The following is a 19,185-nucleotide window of genomic DNA, read 5'->3' as shown; positions in this document are numbered from 1 at the left end:
GATGAGCTTCGAACCGCGACACCGTCCCGACGGCGACGACACCCACGGAGAGCCACGCGACCGGGGCTTCGACCTCGAGTCACGCCTCGCCAGCCGCGAGGCTCGCGACCTCCGGCGGGACCTGACGCCGGTCGACGAGGTCGGGCCGCGCGCTCGGACTGCCCCCGACCCGAAGGGCGAATCCGCCAATTGGACCGAGGAGCGCCTCGTCCTCGCCTCCAACGACTACCTCGGACTCGCGGGCGACCCGCGGCTGGCCGCGGCCGCTGCGGAGACGGCCCGCGAGGTCGGCACGGGTGCCGGTGCCTCACGACTCGTCGTGGGCGACACACCCGCCCATCGCGGCCTGGAGCGCGACCTCGCGGCCACCAAACGGACCGAGCGTGCGCTCGTCTTCTCCTCGGGGTACGCCGCCAACGTCGGCACCATCACCGCGCTCGCCCCCGACGCCGTCTTCTCGGACGAACTGAACCACGCCAGCATCATCGACGGCTGCCGGCTCTCGGGGGCCGACGTAGAGATATACGACCACTGCGACCCACGCTCACTGCGTGCGGCGATGCGCGAACGCGCTCGCGACGTGGACGCGAGCGACGAGTCCTGGCTCGTCGTCACGGATACCGTGTTCTCGATGGACGGCGACGTGGCGCCGCTCGCGGAGCTCTGCGACGCGGCCGAGGAGTTCGGTACGTGGACGATGGTCGACGAGGCCCACGCCACCGGGCTGTACGCCGACGGCGGCGGTATCGTCCAGCGCGAGGGCCTGAGCGACCGGGTCGACGTGCAGCTCGGCACGCTCTCGAAGGCGCTCGGTGCACAGGGCGGTTACGTCGCCGGGAGCGAGTCGCTGGTCGAACACCTGCTCAACACGGCCCGCGCGTTCGTCTTCTCGACCGGGCTGGCGCCGCCAGCCGCGGGCGCCGCCCGCGAAGCGCTCCGCATCGCGCGGGAGGACCAGCGCCGCGACCGGCTCTGGGACGTGGTCGAGCGGACGCGCGAGGGACTCGAAGCGCTGGGCTACGAGGTGCTCGGCGAGACACAGATTCTCCCGGTCGTCGTCGGCGACCGTGCCGACGCCGTGGCGCTGGCCGACCGGCTCCACGATGCCGGCATCGTCGCGCCCGCTATCCGGCCGCCGACCGTACCCGAGGGGACGAGCCGCATCCGTCTCGCGCCGACCGCGGCGCACACACCCGCCGACGTGGACCGCTGTCTCGCGACGTTCGAGGCCGCCGACACCGAGCTGGACCTCCGCTGAGCCCGGTGCGACCCGCCGGGTTTCAATACCTCGTCCGCTCTCCGCGTGCACATGTCGAACATCGCCGTTCTGGGTACGGACACGGGCATCGGGAAGACCGTCGTCACCGCCGGTCTCGTGGGACGCCTCCGGGGCGAGGGCGTCGACGCGGTCGGGGTGAAACCCTGTCAGACGGGTCACCCCCCGGACGACGACGCCGGCTTCGTCCGCGAAGCCTGCGACGACGAGGCGGCCGGGGCCTGTGGCCGCTACCTCGGCCCCGCACTCGCCCCAGCGGTCGCGGCTGACGAGGCCGACGAGGAACTCACCTACAGAGAGATCCGTGATTTCTGCGCCACCGAGCTCGCCGCCGCCGAGGTCGGCGTGCTCGAGGGCATCGGCGGCCTCCGGGTGCCGCTCGCGGAGGGGCGAGAGGTGGTGGACCTCGTCGCCGACCTCGGCCTGCCGGCGGTCGTCGTCAGCCGGTCCGGACTGGGGACGCTCAACCACACCGCGCTGACCGTCGAGGCGCTGGAGCGCCGGGACGTTCCGGTCCGGGGCGTCGTCCTCAACGAGTACGAGGGCGCGTCGGTCGCCGAACGCACGAACCCCGAGGTGCTGGCGGAGATGACGGGCCACGAGGTGGCGACGCTCCCCCCCACCGACCTCTCGAATCCAGCGGCAGCCATCGACCTGGTCGCGGACCTGCCCCGATACGTCGATATCGCGAGCCCCGATGCTGACGAGCGATGAGCACGGGCGAGAGGTCGAGCGTGGTCGAACGCGGGGGTGTGTGCCCCGCGTGTGACACTACGGAGCCGACTTGGCTCCGTGGGTTCGTAGTGCGGATTCGGTGATAAATTCCCGGGGACACGACGGGGCCGGCGCACACGGGGCCGAAGGCTCATACTGCCAGCCGTTCTGCCCGCGGGTATGTACGAATCCATCCTCGTCCCTGTCGACGGGAGCGAGGCCGCCGAACGCGCGGCCGCGGAGGCGTTCGATGTCGCTCGCGAGCACGGCAGTACGGTCCACCTCCTCTTCGTCCTCGACGAGTCGGCGACGGCGCTGCTCCTCTCCTCTGAATCGATGGCACGCCGGTTCGACCGGCTCCGGGGCGAGGCCGAGGAGTTCCTCTCCGAACTGGCCGCTCGTGCCGACGATGTACCCGTCGAGACTGCCGTCGTCCGGGGGATGGGCGTCTACCGCGGCATCATCGACTACGCCGAGGACCAGGGAATGGAGCTCATCGTGATGGGGTCGACGGGGCGACACGGGCCGGGTGGGATTCTGGGGAGCACCAGCGAGCGTGTCGCCGCCAACACCTCGCTCCCGGTGCTCCTCCTCTCGGAGCCCCGGCAGCCCGAGGTGGCCGCGGGTGACGACTCCGCCTGAGCCGACCCACGGAACGACGCGACGAGTGTTCTCAACCGCCCGTCCCAAGCAGCATCGCGTCCACGTCGGCGTACTCCGCGAGCAGGTCACCCATCCGTTCGACCGTCCGGGCATCGCGGGCCCGGCCCGAGCGGATGACGCCCTCCAGCCGCTCGATGGCGGTCGTCGTGTCCGCCTGGACCAGCAGGACCGGGACGCCTGCCTCCTCCGCGCGGCCGAGGACCGCTGCCGGCGGCTGGAACCCACCGGTCAAGAGGACAGCCTCGATGCCGGATGCGTCCAGCGCCGCCGTGACGATTTCGGGCCGGTCCCCGCCGCTGACGAGGACCGCCGAGCGAGTCCGCCGGAGGGCCGGCAGCGCCTCGCCCGCACTCATCGCCCCGACGACGAACCGCTCGACGATGGCGTCGGTCGGGGCCCCGTCGGTCAGGGTCCGGGCCCCCAGCTCCTGACCGAGGTCAGCCACGGCGACACCCGCGAGTTCTTTCACCCGTGGGAGCGTCCCGAAGGTCCGGACGCCACGCCCCGAGAGGAACGGGACCACGTCGCTGGCGAGGTCGTCGAACGCGGCGTCACCGACCGCGTTGAACAGGACCCCCGAGAGGCGGTCGCCGAACCGCTCGCTCGCCACGAGGACATCGTCGATGTCCTCGGGCCCGCTGTACGGGGCCACCAGCAGCACCCGCGCGTCGAGCAGGTCCGCGACCTCGGGGTCCGTCAGGCCGACCGTCGCGCCGGCGTTCAGTCCTCCCCCCTCGACCAGCAGCAGGTCGCGGCCGGCCGCGAGGTCGGCGAAGGCCTCGCGCACGGTCTCCCGAAGCGCCGCCGGGTCCTCGCGGCCCCGGACCGCCTCGCGGACGAAGGTCGGCGAGTAGACGACCGGCTCCAGTTCGTGCATCGGGTCGTCGAGGTCGAGGAGTTCCCGAGCCAGCATCGGGTCGGCGTCGAGCGTCTTGCCGACGTTGCTCTCGAGGCGGGTCCCCTTCGGTTTCATGTAGCCGACCGACTTCCCCCCGTCGCGCGCGGCCAGCGCGAGCGCGAGCGCGACCGCTGTCTTTCCGGTCGAATCCGCGGTCGACGTGACCAGCAGCGTCTCGGCTGCCTGGTCCCCGTCGCCGTGACCGTCGGTGTCGGTCGTCGCACTCGGCTCCGTCTCGGTACGCTCGTCTGATGTGTCGTCGTGTTCGCTCATCGGTCCGTCTCCGTGGTGTCCGCGGTGTCGGTCGTCGTCCGGTGCTGGTCGCCGTCGGCCGCCCCTCCCGTGGCCTCGGGGTCGACGCCCGCGACCTCGTCGGGGTCGATGGTGAGTCGAACGTCGACTGCCGTCGCGCCCTCGGGCGTCACCACGAGCGGGTTCACGTCCAGTTCGAGGATAGAAGGGAAGTCGGTCACGAGCTGGGACAGTCGCCCGATGGTCTCGACGATGGCGTCCTCGTCGACCGGCTCGCGACCCCGGGCGCCGCGCAGAAGCGGTGCCGAGTCGATGTCGTCGAGCATCCGCCGGGCCTCCGGTTCGGCCACCGGCGCCACCCGGACGGTGGTGTCCTCCAGCACCTCCACGAAGACGCCGCCGAGCCCGAACAGGACGAGCGGCCCGAACTGCGGGTCGCGGTTCGTCCCGACGATGGTCTCGACGCCGTCCCCGGTGTCGAGCAGTTCCTGCACCTGGACGCCGAGGATGGTGGCGTCGGGCTGGTAGCGCCGGGCCCGCGAGACGAGGTCCTCGAACGCGTCTGCCACCTCGTCGGGCGGCACACCGACCTTGACACCGCCGATGTCGCTCTTGTGGAGGATGTCGGGGCTGACGATCTTCATCACGACGCCCGCCTCGTCGTCCGGGCTGCCGGGCGCGTCGCCCACGATGTCGCGTGCGACCCGCTCGGCCTCGCTCGGGGAGTCGACCACCTCGCCGGCGGGGGTCGGGATGCCGTACGCGTCGAGCAGGTCCATCGCCTCGACGCCGAGGCGGGTCTCGTCGTTCCGAGCGGCGGCGGCGAGCCGCTCGCGGACGTGCGCGCGGTCGACGTCGAACTCGGTCGGGGCGGCGTACTCTCGCTCCCGGACCTCCCGGTAGCGTCGGAGCGCATCCAGCGACCGGACCGCCCGCGCGGGGTCGAAGTACGTCGGGACGCCCGCCGCCGCGAGTCGCCGGTCGGCGTCGGCCGCGTCGGCGCCGCCCATGAGGCAGGCCGCGAGCGGCACGCCCGACTCGTTGGCCGCCACCACGGCGTCCCCGAAGTCGTCGAACGAGAGCGTCGCCGTCGGACAGGTGATGACGACGCAGGCACCGACGTTCGGGTCGTCGAGGACGATATCCAGCGTGTCCGCGATGCGCTCGACCGGCGCGTCGCCGATGACATCGACCGGGTTGTAGACGTTCGCGTTGTCCGGGAGCCGCTCGGAGAGCGCCTCGTGGGTCGCGTCGGTGAACGAGGTGAGTTCGAGTCCGCTGTCACCGACGGCATCGGTCGCCATCACGCCCGGGCCGCCGGCGTTGGTGACCACGGCGACGCCGTCGCTCTCGGGCACCGGCTGGCCGGCGAGGGCGGCCGCGGAATCGAACAGCTCCTGGACGCTCTCGGCGCGCAGGACGCCCGCCTGGTCGAGGCCGGCCTCGTAGGCCGCCTCGCTCCCGGCGATGGCGCCCGTGTGCGAGGCCGCGGCGTGGGCGCCGGCCTCGGTTCGGCCCGACTTGACGAGGACGACGGGCGTCTCCGCGGTCACCTCGCGGGCCGTCTCGATGAATCCCGCGCCGTCGTCGATGCCCTCGAGGTAGCCCAGCACCACGTCGGTCCCCTCGTCGGCGCCCCAGTGTGCGACGAAGTCCGATTCGTCGAGGACGGCCTTGTTCCCAAGCGAGACCACCTCGCGGAAGCCGAGGTCGCGCTCGGCCGCCCAGTCCAGCACGGCCGTCACGAACGCGCCGGACTGGCTCATGAACGAGATATCGCCCGGCAGCGCGTTCCGGGGGGCGAACGTCGCATTCAGCCCCACGGGCGTCGAGATGATACCCAGGCAGTTCGGACCGACGAGGTTGAGGTCGTACTCCTCGGCGACGGCCACGAGTTCGCGCTCGCGAGCGACGCCCTCCGGCCCTCCTTCGCCGAAGCCGGCGGTGATGACGACCACGTCGTCGATGCCGGCTTCGCCCGCCTCCTCGACGACCTCGACCGCCGCCGCGGGCGGGACGATGACCACCGCGAGGTCCGCGTCCGCCTCCGCGACGCTGTCCACGGTCGACAGCCCCAGCACAGCCCCGGTGGATGGGTTCACCGGCACCACGTCGCCATCGAACGACTGTTGCAGGTTCGCCGTCACCGCGCGGCCGACGCTCCCCTCGCGCTCGGTGGCGCCGACGACGGCCACGCGCTCGGGGGCGAACAGGCCGGCGAGCGGACTGGTGACCGGCTCCACCGCTCCGGCGTCCGGACTCACCTGCCCGCTGCCCTCGTCCTCACCGTCGACGCTCGCGCCGTCGCTCCCGTCCATCGTGTACCACCCACGACTCGGCCTCCGGGGATAAAACCACAGCCGAGGGCCGTGGATTGCCTCTTCTCGAGCGGCGTGATCGGCCTGTTTGTGGGGGAACAGAAGCCATTATCCTGAAGAAATACGGGTTAGGGGCGAAATAGGTATATTTGTGGAAAATCTTCGCTGTCAGATGGATACGCTCCAGTCAGCCGCCGGAGGCGACCACGACGACGGCGCCCTTCATGCCGAGCGACTTGTGCGGGACGCACTCGTAGAGCGCGACTCCAGCCTCCTCGAAGGTGAACTCGTAGCTGTCGTCCATCTTCGCGCTGCCACTGTCGAGCGCGAAGTCCGAATCACCGGTCGCCACGACGTTGTGCTGGTTCCCCTTCCCGGTCCACTCCCAGTTCACGGTCGTTCCCGTCTCCACGGCGATGGCGGCGGGGGCGAACGCGTAGTTGCCCTGGTTCCCCTCCGCGCCGACCATCACGGTTCCGTCACCGGCCGCCGCGATGGTGCCGTCGTAGTTGCTGGCCGAGGGGTCGGCGGTGAGGAAGTCGTCGACACGGGTCTGTGCCTCGCTGGAGACATCGAGCGATGTTCCACTGCCGCCATCTCCGCCGTCGCTACCGCCATCTCCGCCGTCGCTACCGCCATCTCCGCCGTCGCTACCGCCATCTCCGCCGTCGCTACCGCCATCTCCGCCGTCTCCGGTACAGCCGGCGAGCCCGACCGCGAGCGCCGAGCCAGTGGTCGCGAGTACACGCCGTCTGGTGGTACGTTCCATGACTATCTGTAGGAGACGAGCGCTGAAAAGGGGGCGTCAGGGGGCCGGGTTTGCCGCTTCGATGGCCGCCTCAGTCGTCGCCGAGCAGGTCCCGAACGCGGTCGCCGAGTCGGTCGCGCTGGTGGGCGAGGGCGCCGGCGGCCCCGGCCGCGGCACCGAGAGTCAGACCGCCCGCACCGACCGTGTACACCGATGCGGTGCTGTCCTCGACCGTGGTCCAGCTCTCACCGCCGTCGGCGCTCACGTGCACCGGGCCGAAGCTCCCCGGCCCGGACCCGCCAGCCGCCGCGAAGTACCGGAACGAGTCGCCCTCGCTGAACGAGTCATCCGCGCTCCCGGAGCCGAACTCCACGAAGGTGTCCTCGCCGACCCGAACCTCGGTACCGTCGCCGCCCTCCAGCGACCAGCCATCGGGGAGTCGGTCACGGACCAGCACGTTGTCGTCCGCGAACGCGAGCGAGAGGTCCACCTGGTTGGTGTCACCGATACGGAAGGCGGAACCGTCCATCTCGCGGCTCGTTCCGACGATGGGGTCGGCCCCGGCGAGGGGGATGTCATCGTGGATAACCGCGTGGACGCCCTGGTTGATGTCGGCCGCGAAGGTGACCCCGTTGGACTCGACGCAGCCCCAGATGTTGGGGGTGACACCGCTGAGTCCCTGCATCTTCGAACTGTCGGGGACCCCCTCCTGCTGCGGTCGGGAGAACCCCTCCTCCTCGAGAGCGTACCCCTTCTCCGGCTTCAGCTTCAGGTAGCGGATGCCGCCGTGGTAGTGCGCCTGGTGGACCCAGAAGTCGTACTGGACGTTCCCCCTGCTGTCCGTGACGACGTCACCGTTCCCGTCGACGCGCGGGTGCTTCCCGACGTCGGAGTTGTGCGGCGACAGCTCGAAGTTGGCGAACTCGATGTCGTCTTTCCCGGGGACGTTCGCGGCGTTCTGCCAGGTCCAGTTGTCGAGTTCCGACAGGGTCGTCACCTCCGCGGGGTCGTCGGGGCCGTCCTCGTTGGCGTGGTCGTAGATGCCGTCCGCGTCGACGAGGAAGACCGTCCCGGTGCTGTTCGGGTTCGTCTTCCCGTCGACGGCCTCCCCGCTGGTGGAGCCGTCCGTATCGCTCGACGGCTCCTCGTGGCTGGCGATGAGTACACGCTTCCCGTCGACCAGGTCGGGCGCGGGCGTGGTGAAGTGGCCCTGCCGCATCGGGAAGTGGCCGATCTCCTCCATCGCCGTCGGGTCCGTGGCGTCCAGCACCCGCACCCCGGCGTTCCAGTAGGCGACGTACACCGTCGGCCGGCCCGTGACGGGGTCGTCCTGCACCTCGACGTCGTGGCAGTAGAAGTCCATCCCGCCGGTCGGGGTGAACTCCCCGGCCGCGTTGTTCCCACCGGTCGCCGTCCATCGGTTGACCAGCGTGAGCTGGCCGAGCGACCGGTCGAACCGGAAGACGTAGACCCCGGCCGTGTTGTCCGACTCGATGTCCTTGCAGGCGAAGACGTAGTCCTGGCCGTCGATGCGGTGGTGGAACAGGTTGTGGATGCCGGTCGAGAACGTCTCCTCGGCGTCCACCAGTGTCGGGCTGTACGGGTCCGAGACGTCGACAGCGAGCACACCCCCGGTGTTGGGGCCAGACGTGCTGCTGTCCGCGAGGTTCACCTTCGGGCTCTTGGTCGCCTCGCTGAACAGCGCCGTGATGGGCTGGGTCCCGACGAAGACGTAGTTCCCGTCGTCGGAGAGCTTCAGGTCCATGAACGCCGTCGCGGTGTTGTTGTTCCTGAGGAACGAGACGACGCTCATCTCCGCCGTCTCGAGGTCCTCGCGGCTCTCCGCGTTGTTGTACGCCGAGATGTCGACGACGGCCATCCCACGACCGCCGCTGGAGCCACGCGAGGAGAACAGCCCGACGTACGCGAAGTCTCCGTGCGAGCGGATCTCCGTCACGCCACCCTCGTGCGAGTTCCCCGGCTGCCCCCCCGGTCCCGACGAGGGACCCTTCCCGCCGAGGCTGTGGTAGCCGACGTAGCTGGCCCGCTCGTGTTCGCCGACGGTCGACGGGTTCCGGTTGGAGTCTCCCGACTGGGTCGTACTCGTGCTTCCCCAGTCGTGGGCGCTCGCGGTCCCCATCGCACCCACGCCGAGCGCGCCGGCGGTCCCTTTCAGCACGGCACGCCGCGTTGCGTCCGACAGCTCCGAATCGTCCTTCCCTGGCATGGCTTGCCCGATACTCCCCTCGATACGTCAAAAGGGGTTCTGACAGACCCGTCCAAACGACCATCTCAGTCCCTGAACGGGCGTTCTGCGGTACCGGGTCATCGCCAGGTGCGCCATCGTCCGACCGGCGACTCCCGGCAAACCGACCGCCAGCGCTGACCTTCATACCCGTCGTGTCCCTACACCTTCCCATGACGGTCTGGGTCCTCGGCGACCAGTTGACCCGCCAACACGGGCCGCTCGCGCGTGCCGACCCCGACGAGGCGCGCGTGCTCATGGTCGAGGCACACGGGTTCGCCCGTCGGCACGCCTACCATCCGCACAAGCTAGCGCTCGTGTTCTCGGCGATGCGGCAGTTCCGGGACCAACTCCGGGCAGCCGGCTACACGGTCGACTACCGGCAGGCCGAAACGTTCGGCGGAGCGCTCGATGCCCACTTCGACGAGTACCCGGATGACGACCTCGTGGTGATGGACGCCCCCTCGTACGGCACCGCCGACCGACTCCGTTCGCTGGTCGCCGCGCGCGGTGGCACGCTGGACGTGGTCGGGAACGATCTGTTCCTTACCACTCCCGCGCAGTGGGACGAGTGGATGGACGACCCACCGTACCGACATGAGACGTTCTATCGACAGGTCCGCCGCGAGACGGGCTACCTGATGGACACTGCCGAGCAGCGCTCGGCGAGCCCTGCGACGGGGTCGCAGGACGGCGACGAACCGCTCGGCGGCGAGTGGAACTACGACGACGAGAACCGCGATTTCCCGGGGAGTGGTTACGAACCGCCGGACCCACCCCGCTACGAACCGGACGAGACGACGCGGGAGGTGCTCGACTGGGTCATGGACGAGTTCGACGGTTCCTACGACACGGAGCCACGGGGTGGGGCGTGGGCCGACCCGGGCTCGTTCGGCTGGCCGGTCACCAGGGCCCAGGCGCTGGACGCGCTGGAGCGGTTCTGCACCGACCGGCTCCCGGAGTTCGGCCCCTATCAGGACGCGATGCTCGACGACGAGTGGGCGATGAACCACGCCCTGCTGTCGGCCGCGATGAACCTCGGGCTGCTCCACCCCGCGGAGGTCGTCGAGCGTGCCATCGAGACGTACCGTCACGACGACGCGCCCGAGGTGCCGCTGAACTCGCTGGAGGGGTTCGTCCGCCAGGTCGCCGGCTGGCGGGAGTTCATGCGCCACACCTACCGCGAGGCGATGCCCGAACTGGCGAGCGCCAACCAGCTCCAGGCGACCGAGGACCTGCCGGACGCGTACTGGACCGGCGAGACGGAGATGGCCTGCCTCGCCGATGTGGTCGATGGGGTCCGCGAACGGGGATACAGCCACCACATCGAGCGGCTGATGGTCCTCGCCAACTTCGCGCTCATCTACGGGGTCGAGCCACAGCAACTCAACGAGTGGTTCCACGCCGCGTACGTCGACGCCTACCACTGGGTGACGACGCCGAACGTCGTGGAGATGGGGTCGTTCGGCCACGGCGTCTTCGCCACCAAACCGTACGCGTCCTCGGCGAACTACGTCGACCGGATGAGCGACTACTGCGGCGACTGCCGGTACGCGAAGACGAAGACCACCGGCGAGAACGCCTGCCCGTTCAACGCGCTCTACTGGGACTTCCTGGGGCGCAACGAGGACCGCCTGCGTTCGAACCACCGGATGGGGCTGGTCTACTCCCACTGGGACGACAAGGACGACGACGAACGCGCGGCCATCCGCGAGCGCGCCGCCGAGGTCCGCGACTTGGCATCGGAGGGGGAGCTGTGAGTCGCCCGATTGGCGCTCACTCGGACAGTCGGCGGAGCCGGTCCTGGGCGTTCACGAGGGCGGCCTCGTCGTCCTCCGTGAGATACCGCCACAGTTCCCGTGCCACCACCACGAGTACCTCCGCGTCCTCCGGTGGAACGGCGCCGTCGAGCGCCTGCACCCGCTTGATGTGGGTGTCCAGCGGCCCGAGTACGTCGGTCACGTTCGGGTCGGGATGCTCCTCGAGGTACTGTCGAAGGTCGGCGCGGTAGGCCTCGATAGCGGTGGCGTACGCGAGACCACGAGCCGCCCGCAAGGAGTCGGGCACCGCATCCGGCCCGGGTCGTTCGGACACGTCGCCCTGCAACAGCGAGAGGAGGTAGTACTCCTCGGGTTCGTCGACGGCGCGATGGCGCGAGAGTTCGCTTCCGACGTGACGGAGCTCCATCGCCGCGAGATAACGGTCCGACAGCGGCTGCAACGCACCCGCGTCGATGAAGCCATAGCCCCGAGTGAACTCGCGGGCGATGTCCGCGGCGCTCTCGGCGACCTGTCTGAGGGGGGTCCCCTCCTCCAGTTCGTCACGGGCCGGCGTGAGGTCCAGCGACCGCGGGGTCGCCGTGTGGAGGGTCCGGTCGTCCTCGACACCGACCGACCGCAGGCTCCCACAGGAGGGACATTCGACGCTCCCGGTCTCGTAGTAGGCCCACCGCGTGCCACAGTCCTTGCACTCGCGCTGCCCGCGGATCTTCATGTGGCGACGTACGCGGCACGAGCGGAAAAACTCTCAGTTCGCCCCTGATTGCTCCCGGCCGTGTCGCTACCGCTCGAGCGCCTGGTCTGCCTCCACCTCATCGGCTGCCGCCAGAATCTCGGCTGCGAGCCTCCGAGCTTCCGCCGGCGTGTACTTCGTCCGGTCTCCTCGGGGCTGGGTGATGTCCACGTACCCTCCTCGTGGGTCGATGTATATCGGGGCGCGGTGCTCGAGCGAGGTCACGGACCGGGACTTCGACATACATCCTCCCTCGACCCGATATCTCTTCAAAGTTATCCAGGATAGTCGGAAGAGAACAGACGTACAATAATTTCTGAACCGATGCGGCCGTCGTACATTTCGAATCCTCGGTAGGAGTCGTACAGGTGGTCGGTCTCAGGGGTCGTCGACGCGCACGCTGCCGTCCGCCTCGGCCGCCTCGGCCGCCGTGAGGATCTCCTCGGCGATCTCCCGTGCCTCCTCGGGCGTGTACTTCGTGTGGTCGCCGAACTCCTGCTCGATATCCACGTACCCCCCCGTCTGTTCGATGAAGACGGCCGCTCGGTGCTCGATGGGCGTCACGGGGTCGGATTTCGACATGACGGCGTGTATGTTGGCAACGTATGTCAAACTTTCCCGTCGGAGCCTCGCTCGCACGGACTCCGTTTCGCGAGACCGGAAGGCTGATACCGGACGGCCCGGCAGAATCTCCTTGTATGCTCAGGCGGTTGGTCCCCGCAGTAGTCGTGGCTGTACTGCTCGTCACGAGTCCCGTCGCCGCGGTGGCGGCGGTCCCTCCGGATAGCGGTGATGGCGCGGGTGGCACCCGGTCGGACGGCGCTGGGAACGGTAGCGCCTCTGGTGGTGCCAGTGGCAGTGCCTCCGGTGGCGTCGAGAGTGGCGCCGGCGGGAGCGGTGCCGCTGGGGATGCCGGGGGCGCAGCGAACGACACCCGTACGGTCCCCGGCGTCGGCGGTATCATCGATGCTGCTCCGGCGACCGATGGCGGCCGGTATCTGGTCGGAGCCATCGGTCTCCGCGAGACGAACTCGACGGTCACCCGGGTCGCCCCGAACGGGACGGTCCGGTGGACCCGTTCGTTCGGAAGCCCCAACGAATCCCGCCGTGTGACAGCCGTCGTCAGCGGTGACTCGCCCGGCGCCTTCCTGCTCGAAGTGAGCGGCCGCCCCGGTCCGGCCTCGGACGAGACACCACCGACGCTCCGCCTGCGCCGCATCACCGCGGATGGAGACCTGGCCTGGCAGCGTTCGCTCGGCAACGCCACGAACGCCCTACGAGGCCCGGTGCTGCTGGCGACCGACGACGGCGTGGTGCTCGCCCGAACCGTCGACTCGGAGCCCCCTGCGACCCGGGTGACCCGGTTCGCACGGGACGGAACGCCCCTCGGCGACCGGACGTATCGTGGCGGCGTCCCGCGTGCGCTGGCCGAGACGGACGACAGCGGACTGGTCGTTGTCGGGCAGCGGGAGTTCCGACGTGGCTGGTACCTCCGACTCGACGGTGACGGCGATATCGTCCGCAACGAGACCTTCGCGACCGGCGACCGGCGAATCGTTGGTGCCACGCCGGCCGATGACGGTGACCTGCTCGTCGCCGGAAGCGCGGAGGTCCGTGGATTCAGCGGGAGTGACCCGTGGGTGGCGCGGCTGGACGCCGACGGAACGGTCCGCTGGAGCCGCACCTACGGGACGACCGACCGGGAGTACCCCAGAACCGCGGTCGCGACGGACCGTGGCATCCTGCTGCTCTCGACGCGCGACACCGAAACCGGCGCGCACTCGACGGTCCTGACACACGTCACCGCGGAGGGTGAGGTGGCCACCGGCGCCGTCGCCGCGAAGCGCGGACTCACGAGTCCGGTTCCGACCGGCGACGGGAGCGTCGACCTCTACGGCTTCGCGCTGGACCGCGAGAACCGAACCGCAACCGGTATCGCGCGGACCGTCGACCTGCCGCGCCCGGCCGCCCCCGACTGGCCGGTTCACGACACGGTCACGTCGAACCGGACGTTCTACCGGGGCGAGAACCTCCGGCTCCCCGGAGACGCGAACCGCACGTACGGGCTGTATCAGCTCCCGGGCGAGTACACGGAGTTCGACCAGCCCCGTCTCGTCCGCCGGGTCGGACCCACGACCGAGGGCGTCCCGGCGTTCGAGACCGCAACGCTCCGCAGCGGTAAGTACGCGTTCCGGGCGCCCGGCAGCTTCTGGTACCGTATCGACGACGGGCGCTACGAACTCGTCGAGGACCCCGGGGCGGCTGCGTTCACGCTCGCGGAGCAGGACATCTGGCGTATCCAGCCCCGGCGGTCGGTTCTCGAGACGTTCGCCGGCGACCGGCTCCTGCACGCTCGCGTGGAGTCGGACCCGGCCAACATGACCGCCCGCGTCGGACTCACCCGGATGAACGGCTCCAGTGTCGGGCAGGCGACCCTTGCGGACGCGCTCGCCCCCGGCGCCGACGAGCGGGTCGACGATGACCGCGTCTTCACCGTCGGCGACCGTGCGTACGGCACGGTCGAGCTCCGTGATGACCGGAACCTCACGCTCGATGCCGGTGCGCTCCCGGCCGGACTCTACGAGGTGACGCTCACCGGCAACCGGACCGCCGACGCCACCGAACCGGCCACGGCCACGCTCGTCGTCGTGACGGAAGAGCGAAACGTCTCGCTGACGCCCGTGAACCGGACACTGAACGTCCCGCAGAACGGCACGGCCACGACGGACCTGACGCTCGCCGGCACGGACGCCGGCCTGCGTGCCATCCGAATCGATGCGGAACGACGAGGACAGCCAGCGCTCAGGCTGGATCTCGAACTGACCGATGCGCTCGATACCGGCTCGCTGCGGTCCGGTGCGGGCATCGGTGCCGGTCGCTCGACGGCGGACATCCAGACCCTCGATGTCCGCGAGGCACCCAACGGTAGCTTCGCCGTCGCAAGCCTGGCTGTCTCCCAATCCCGGTTCGGCCGGGACCGGTCCGACGGCGATACGCCCGACCAGCAGACGGTCACCGTCGGGCTGACGTACGCCGTGGACGCCGAGGGTATCCCGTACAGCGTCGCTCAGGACGAGACCATCACGGTCGTCCTCGAGGAGGAGAGCTGACGAGGGCCGACCTGACTCGGCTGTCGGGCGGGGGTTACCGACACTGGCCACCCGGACATCTCGGCCCCCACGCGAGGCTTTTTATCGGGAACCGACTGACGGCTCCCCATGACGGTCCGCATCCTGCACGTGAGCGATTCGCTGGTCGCCGCCGACACCCCCGCCGTCGAGGGGCTCCGCCGGGCGGTCGAAGCGGCGCTGGCCCGAGAAGCCGACGCGGTCGTCCACACGGGGAACCTGCTCCGCCGTCCGACGCCCGACGGGGGTGATATCGAGACCGTCGCATCTGCGCTCGAACCGCTCTCCGGAGCCGGCATCCCCTGCTACGTCGTCGCCGGCCCCCGGGAGGCCGCCGGGGCGCGTGACTCCCTCGCGATGCTCGCCGAGCGTGCGCCCGTCGAGCGCCTCGGCGCGACGCCGACGTACGTCGAGAACACCGTCGCACTGTACGGTATCGACCGTGGTCCCGACTTGGAGGAGGCCCTCGCCAGCCTGGTCGACGAGGACCTCCGGACCCACAACCTCCTCTGCCTCCACCGGGAGTTGACGCCGCCGCTGAACCCGTACGCCGTCGACCTGCAGCCGTTCGAGCTGACCGACCACAGTGCCGTGTACCTGAACGGGGTCCTCGCCGGTGGCAGCGACGACCCCCGCGAGTGGGTCGCCGACGAGCACGGCTACCACGTCTCCTATCCCGGCACGACCAACCCGGAGGTGGCCGACGACCCCGGCGACCGCCCCACCGCCGCGCTCCTGACGGTCCGTTCCGCCGACGAGGCCCAGCGGGAGGTGATCGAACTCAGGCCTGACGGGGCCAAGGGGGGTCGTGCCAAGGTCGACGCGGCCCCGACAGACGACGATTCCGGGTCAGCCGCCGGGACTTCCAACCGCGACGACACGACGCCCGGCCCGGATGTCGTCACGCCAGAGGCGGAGATGGCGCCGCTACTGGACCTGCTGGAGTACGACGAGGCATCGCTCGCCGATGCCGACACCGAGACGCTGACGGACCTCTACGGGCTGCTCTCGCAGGTCAAGAGCCTGCTCGACGACCGGCGCAAGGAGGTCGGCGAGGTGCTGGAGACCCGGGTCGCGGCCGACGAAGAGTACACCGGGCGGTACGCGACCATCAGGCGGACACGGTCGACCCGCCGCTCGCCGAAGGACGACGAGACGGTCTTCGGGGCGCTCGACGAGGCAGGGGTCGACCGCGAGACGGTGCTAGGCATCGACAGCTCGAAACTTCGCGACCTGGCGGACTCGGGCGACGTACCCGAGGCAGCCGTGTTCGACACCGAGGAGCGGACCTACATCCGACGGCAGGACCTGTCGATCGAAGAGTAGCGTAGGGAAGTTGGGATGCTCGCTAGGGGATTTGAACCCCTGTCATCGGCTTTCTTCGAAAACTTGGCGAGTTATCGCGCCGTTTGATATCGAACACGCCAAATTTTCTCGAAAGGCCAATATGATTGGCCGGGCTACACCAAGCGAGCGTACCCCGAGGTACACCCCCCGGTAATAAAATCGCGTCGGTTCACGACTGCCCGACACCGTCGGGTGGGTGGATTCCTGACTCGAATTCGAGGTCACCGTGTTCGGCCTCCATGTGGCACGGTCTGCAGAGGAGGACCAGGTTCGAGAGGTCGTGCGCGTCCCGTTTTTCGGCCTCTTCGGACTGGTCGAACAATCTCAACGGGACGATGTGATGGACCTCCAACCTGTCTTCGCTGCCATCAGTACCACAGTTCTGGCACACTCCGTCTCGCTGTTTCACTCGCTGTCTGGCCATATACCAGCCAGGACCGTAGTTGTCGTCGTGCCCGCCTTGCCACTGCGAATTGTTCTCACCCCTGCTCGACTCACTCATCTTCCGTCGTGTCTCTCTTGGTCTGGTGAAACCACTCAGCGAGTCGGAGATACGCTCACGAACCTCCGCTGGAATCGTCTGGCCCTGCTTCGCCTCTACGAGACGTTCGCGCCACTCGTCGGGATACTCGCGGTCATGCAGCGTTTCGGAGATCGATTCCTTCACCGATTCGTCCCGTTCCTCTCCGTGAAGTGGATGATTCTCGCCCTTCAGGTCTCGTGTCTCGACTCCGTTCCGTTTCATCCACTTCCGGACTGCCGAGGGGGTCACGTCACACTCCTCGGCGATTTCGGCCTGGGTCATGCCTTCCCCGTGGTACTTCTCCCGGAGCCAGTCGAGGTCGTGAGACCGCTTGGCCATAGCCCCAAGTCCGGAGTCTATGGAAAAAGCACGGGCCCGCCGCAGTGAAAGTGAAACGCAGGATTGTCCGCTGTCGGCGCTCTACTTGCCCTCGAACTCGGGCTCCTCGTCACCCATGAAGGCGGTGATGCCCGTCATGAGGTCGTCCGTGTTGATGAGGTGGCCGAACGCCTGGCTCTCCAGCTCCAGTCCGGCCTCGCGGTCGTGGAGACCCTTCAGCATCGCACGCTTCGTGAGCTGCTGGGCGATCGGCGGCCCGCCGGCGAGGTCCGCGGCCCACTCGTGGGCCTTCTGTTCGAACTCCTCGTTGTCGACGACCTCGTTGACGTAGCCGTAGTCGTACATCGTCTCGGCGTCGAACCGCTCGGCGGTGAAGACGATCTCCTTCGCGCGGCCGAGGCCGACGATGTCGACCAGGCGCTGGGTGCCGCCCCAGCCCGGCAGCAGACCGAGGTTGTGCTCGGGCGTGCCCAGCTCGGAGCGCTCGGAGGCGACGCGGATGTCGGCACACATCGCCATCTCGAAGCCGCCGCCGAGGGCGAACCCGTCGATGCCGGCGACGACCGGCATCGAGCACTCCTCGAGCTTGCCGAACGTGGACTGGCCCTTCTGCGAGAGCCCGATGGCGGAGATGGGGTCGGCGTTGGAGGCCATGCCCGTGACGTCGGCACCAGCGGAGAACGCGCGCCCCTTGCCCGTGATGAGGATGGCGCGCACCTCGTCGTCGTCCTCGAGGAGGTCGACGGCGTCGGAGAGGTCCTCCAGCATCTGCGGGTTGACCGTGTTCATGCGGGCCTCGCGGGACAGCTTGATGTGCCCGACCATGTCGCCGGGGTACTCCAGCTCGATGGTCTCGAACTCCTCGAGGTCCTCCTCGTCGTCGGCGTCGTGGAAGCCGCCGGCCTTGGCGGCCTCGCGGAGCCCATCGCTGACCTCGTAGCGGGGGTGCTCGGATTCCTCGTACTTCTCGTCGAGATGCTCGACGAGCGTCTCCAGCCCGGCCTCGTCGGCCATCTTCGCAGGGCCCTCGGGGTAGCCAGCGCCCAGCATGACGGCCTGGTCGATGTCTCGCGGGTTCGAGACGTCCTGTCCGACGAGGTTGCCGACCTCGTTGGCCATCACGGCGAGCAGGCGGTGCTCGATCTCCTCGTTACCAGCGTCGACGGGGACGTCGACGCCCTCGCCGTCCTCGTAGTCGTAGAAGCCCTTGCCGGACTTCTTGCCGTAGTTCTCGGCTTCGACGGTCTCCTCGAGGAACGGCGCGGGCTGGTAGGCGTCACCGAGCACGTCGTGCATGTACTCGAGGACGTGGTAGGTGACGTCGTTGCCGACCTGGTCACCCAGCTCGAACGCGCCCATCGGGAGGCCGACGTCGAACTTCGTGGTGGAGTCGATCTCCTCGATGGTCGCCTCGTCCTCGGAGACCATCCAGCAGGCCTCGTTCATCAGCGGGACGAGGATGCGGTTCACGATGAAGCCGGGCGAGTCCTTGCGGACGCGCACGGGGGTCTTGCCGAACGCCTCGGCGAGTTCCTCGGTCGCGTCGAGGGTCTCGTCGGCCGTCTCCGCGCCGGAGATGACCTCGACCAGCTGCATGCGTACCGGCGGGTTGAAGAAGTGCATCCCGCAGAACTGCTCGGGACGCTCGGTCTCCTCGGCCAGGTTCGTGATGGAGAGCGAGGAGGTGTTGGTCGCGATGATGGCCTCCTCGGGGAGGTGCTCCTCGACGTCGCTGTAGACGTCCTTCTTGATCTCCATCTTCTCCGGGACCGCCTCGATGACGAAGTCGGCCTCGCCGACGGCCGCCTCGACGTCGACGTACGGCTCGACGCGGTCCATGGCGCTGTTGGCCTCGTCCTCGGAGATCTGGTCCTTCTCGGCCAGCTTCTCGAGCGACCACTCGATCTGCTCGTAGCCGTTCTGGACGAACTCCTCCTTGATGTCCCGCAGGTTCACGTCGTATCCCGCGAGCGCGGCCACCTCCGCGATTCCGTGACCCATGCTCCCGGCGCCGAGTACCGCGATGGTCTCGATGTCGTCGAACTCCATAACAGGTGTGTGGTCCCACGGCGCAGGTTTCAACGTTCCTTTTCGATGGGCCACGACCCCACCCGCCAGTGTGAGGGTGGGGTTACCCTATCTGCGCCGTTGACGCACCGCTACGGCCCCGTGAGCCCGCTTGCGTGTCAACCGCACTCGAAGGGTTTACAACCATGTACCCCT

General features: G+C 69.0%; 15 protein-coding genes and 1 tRNA gene. 6 read left to right on the top strand and 10 right to left on the bottom strand.

Features of this window, described 5'->3' with window-relative positions:
• Position 1: 1 nt before the first annotated feature.
• The 3 genes from NL115_RS18935 (at position 2) to NL115_RS18925 (ending at position 2,632) form a co-directional block, all read left to right on the top strand.
• Positions 2 to 1,258 (top strand): aminotransferase class I/II-fold pyridoxal phosphate-dependent enzyme, encoded by a 1,257-nt coding sequence (locus NL115_RS18935; protein WP_254830880.1) that lies wholly within the window; start codon positions 2 to 4, stop codon positions 1,256 to 1,258.
• Positions 1,259 to 1,309: 51 nt separating this feature from the next.
• Complete coding sequence (gene bioD, locus NL115_RS18930) at positions 1,310 to 1,990, top strand: dethiobiotin synthase (protein ID WP_254830879.1); 681 nt, start codon at positions 1,310 to 1,312, stop codon at positions 1,988 to 1,990.
• Between the two features lie 180 nt (positions 1,991 to 2,170).
• Complete coding sequence (locus tag NL115_RS18925; RefSeq protein WP_254830878.1) at positions 2,171 to 2,632, top strand: universal stress protein; 462 nt, start codon at positions 2,171 to 2,173, stop codon at positions 2,630 to 2,632.
• Between the two features lie 31 nt (positions 2,633 to 2,663).
• On the opposite strand, the gene NL115_RS18920 is transcribed toward NL115_RS18925, so the two are convergent.
• The 4 genes from NL115_RS18920 to NL115_RS18905 form a co-directional block, all read right to left on the bottom strand.
• Entirely contained in the window at positions 2,664 to 3,824 is a 1,161-nt protein-coding gene (locus NL115_RS18920) for a phosphotransacetylase family protein (RefSeq protein WP_254830877.1), read from the bottom strand.
• Positions 3,821 to 6,121 (bottom strand): acetate--CoA ligase family protein, encoded by a 2,301-nt coding sequence (locus NL115_RS18915; RefSeq protein ID WP_254830876.1) that lies wholly within the window; start codon positions 6,119 to 6,121, stop codon positions 3,821 to 3,823. The genes NL115_RS18920 and NL115_RS18915 overlap by 4 nt, the downstream gene beginning before the upstream one ends.
• A 187-nt stretch (positions 6,122 to 6,308) precedes the next feature.
• Positions 6,309 to 6,890 (bottom strand): halocyanin domain-containing protein, encoded by a 582-nt coding sequence (locus NL115_RS18910; protein ID WP_254830875.1) that lies wholly within the window; start codon positions 6,888 to 6,890, stop codon positions 6,309 to 6,311.
• A gap of 70 nt (positions 6,891 to 6,960) precedes the next feature.
• Positions 6,961 to 9,096, bottom strand: coding sequence for an LVIVD repeat-containing protein (locus tag NL115_RS18905; protein WP_254830874.1), 2,136 nt, complete (start codon positions 9,094 to 9,096; stop codon positions 6,961 to 6,963).
• 191 nt (positions 9,097 to 9,287) lie between these two features.
• Between NL115_RS18905 and NL115_RS18900 the strand changes: the two genes are divergently transcribed.
• Positions 9,288 to 10,874 (top strand): cryptochrome/photolyase family protein, encoded by a 1,587-nt coding sequence (locus NL115_RS18900; protein ID WP_254830873.1) that lies wholly within the window; start codon positions 9,288 to 9,290, stop codon positions 10,872 to 10,874.
• Between the two features lie 16 nt (positions 10,875 to 10,890).
• On the opposite strand, the gene NL115_RS18895 is transcribed toward NL115_RS18900, so the two are convergent.
• From NL115_RS18895 to NL115_RS18885, 3 genes are all read right to left on the bottom strand, one after another.
• Positions 10,891 to 11,607 (bottom strand): DUF7117 family protein, encoded by a 717-nt coding sequence (locus tag NL115_RS18895; protein WP_254830872.1) that lies wholly within the window; start codon positions 11,605 to 11,607, stop codon positions 10,891 to 10,893.
• 66 nt (positions 11,608 to 11,673) lie between these two features.
• Positions 11,674 to 11,868, bottom strand: coding sequence for a hypothetical protein (locus NL115_RS18890; RefSeq protein WP_254830871.1), 195 nt, complete (start codon positions 11,866 to 11,868; stop codon positions 11,674 to 11,676).
• Between the two features lie 135 nt (positions 11,869 to 12,003).
• The gene (locus NL115_RS18885; protein ID WP_491536944.1) at positions 12,004 to 12,312 is read right to left on the bottom strand and encodes a DUF3631 domain-containing protein; all 309 of its coding nucleotides are present in this window, start codon (positions 12,310 to 12,312) and stop codon (positions 12,004 to 12,006) included.
• Between the two features lie 11 nt (positions 12,313 to 12,323).
• Between NL115_RS18885 and NL115_RS18880 the strand changes: the two genes are divergently transcribed.
• Positions 12,324 to 14,735, top strand: coding sequence for a hypothetical protein (locus tag NL115_RS18880; protein ID WP_254830870.1), 2,412 nt, complete (start codon positions 12,324 to 12,326; stop codon positions 14,733 to 14,735).
• A gap of 108 nt (positions 14,736 to 14,843) precedes the next feature.
• Entirely contained in the window at positions 14,844 to 16,079 is a 1,236-nt protein-coding gene (locus NL115_RS18875) for a metallophosphoesterase family protein (protein WP_254830869.1), read from the top strand.
• Positions 16,080 to 16,095: 16 nt separating this feature from the next.
• Here the strand turns inward: NL115_RS18875 and NL115_RS18870 are convergent.
• The 3 genes from NL115_RS18870 to NL115_RS18860 all read right to left on the bottom strand — a co-directional run bounded on the left by NL115_RS18870 (position 16,096) and on the right by NL115_RS18860 (position 19,011).
• Positions 16,096 to 16,228: transfer RNA gene (locus NL115_RS18870), tRNA-Glu, on the bottom strand.
• 41 nt (positions 16,229 to 16,269) lie between these two features.
• A complete protein-coding gene (locus NL115_RS18865; protein WP_254830868.1) occupies positions 16,270 to 16,962 on the bottom strand; it encodes an HNH endonuclease in 693 nt (230 codons plus the stop codon).
• A gap of 81 nt (positions 16,963 to 17,043) precedes the next feature.
• Positions 17,044 to 19,011 (bottom strand): 3-hydroxyacyl-CoA dehydrogenase/enoyl-CoA hydratase family protein, encoded by a 1,968-nt coding sequence (locus tag NL115_RS18860; RefSeq protein ID WP_254830867.1) that lies wholly within the window; start codon positions 19,009 to 19,011, stop codon positions 17,044 to 17,046.
• Positions 19,012 to 19,185: the final 174 nt, after the last annotated feature.

Source organism: Haloglomus salinum (genome assembly GCF_024298825.1).
Classification (GTDB): domain Archaea; phylum Halobacteriota; class Halobacteria; order Halobacteriales; family Haloarculaceae; genus Haloglomus; species Haloglomus salinum.
This window is presented reverse-complemented; position numbering and strand designations above follow the sequence as displayed.

Excerpts from the sequence above, each read along its gene's own strand:
- NL115_RS18935 (WP_254830880.1), top strand. The coding sequence starts at position 2 with ATGAGCTTCGAACCGCGACACCGTCCCGACGGCGACGACACCCACGGA.
- bioD (WP_254830879.1), top strand. The coding sequence starts at position 1,310 with ATGTCGAACATCGCCGTTCTGGGTACGGACACGGGCATCGGGAAGACC.
- NL115_RS18925 (WP_254830878.1), top strand. The coding sequence starts at position 2,171 with ATGTACGAATCCATCCTCGTCCCTGTCGACGGGAGCGAGGCCGCCGAA.
- NL115_RS18920 (WP_254830877.1), bottom strand. The coding sequence starts at position 3,824 with ATGAGCGAACACGACGACACATCAGACGAGCGTACCGAGACGGAGCCG.
- NL115_RS18915 (WP_254830876.1), bottom strand. The coding sequence starts at position 6,121 with ATGGACGGGAGCGACGGCGCGAGCGTCGACGGTGAGGACGAGGGCAGC.
- NL115_RS18910 (WP_254830875.1), bottom strand. The coding sequence starts at position 6,890 with ATGGAACGTACCACCAGACGGCGTGTACTCGCGACCACTGGCTCGGCG.
- NL115_RS18905 (WP_254830874.1), bottom strand. The coding sequence starts at position 9,096 with ATGCCAGGGAAGGACGATTCGGAGCTGTCGGACGCAACGCGGCGTGCC.
- NL115_RS18900 (WP_254830873.1), top strand. The coding sequence starts at position 9,288 with ATGACGGTCTGGGTCCTCGGCGACCAGTTGACCCGCCAACACGGGCCG.
- NL115_RS18895 (WP_254830872.1), bottom strand. The coding sequence starts at position 11,607 with ATGAAGATCCGCGGGCAGCGCGAGTGCAAGGACTGTGGCACGCGGTGG.
- NL115_RS18890 (WP_254830871.1), bottom strand. The coding sequence starts at position 11,868 with ATGTCGAAGTCCCGGTCCGTGACCTCGCTCGAGCACCGCGCCCCGATA.
- NL115_RS18880 (WP_254830870.1), top strand. The coding sequence starts at position 12,324 with ATGCTCAGGCGGTTGGTCCCCGCAGTAGTCGTGGCTGTACTGCTCGTC.
- NL115_RS18875 (WP_254830869.1), top strand. The coding sequence starts at position 14,844 with ATGACGGTCCGCATCCTGCACGTGAGCGATTCGCTGGTCGCCGCCGAC.
- NL115_RS18865 (WP_254830868.1), bottom strand. The coding sequence starts at position 16,962 with ATGGCCAAGCGGTCTCACGACCTCGACTGGCTCCGGGAGAAGTACCAC.
- NL115_RS18860 (WP_254830867.1), bottom strand. The coding sequence starts at position 19,011 with ATGGAGTTCGACGACATCGAGACCATCGCGGTACTCGGCGCCGGGAGC.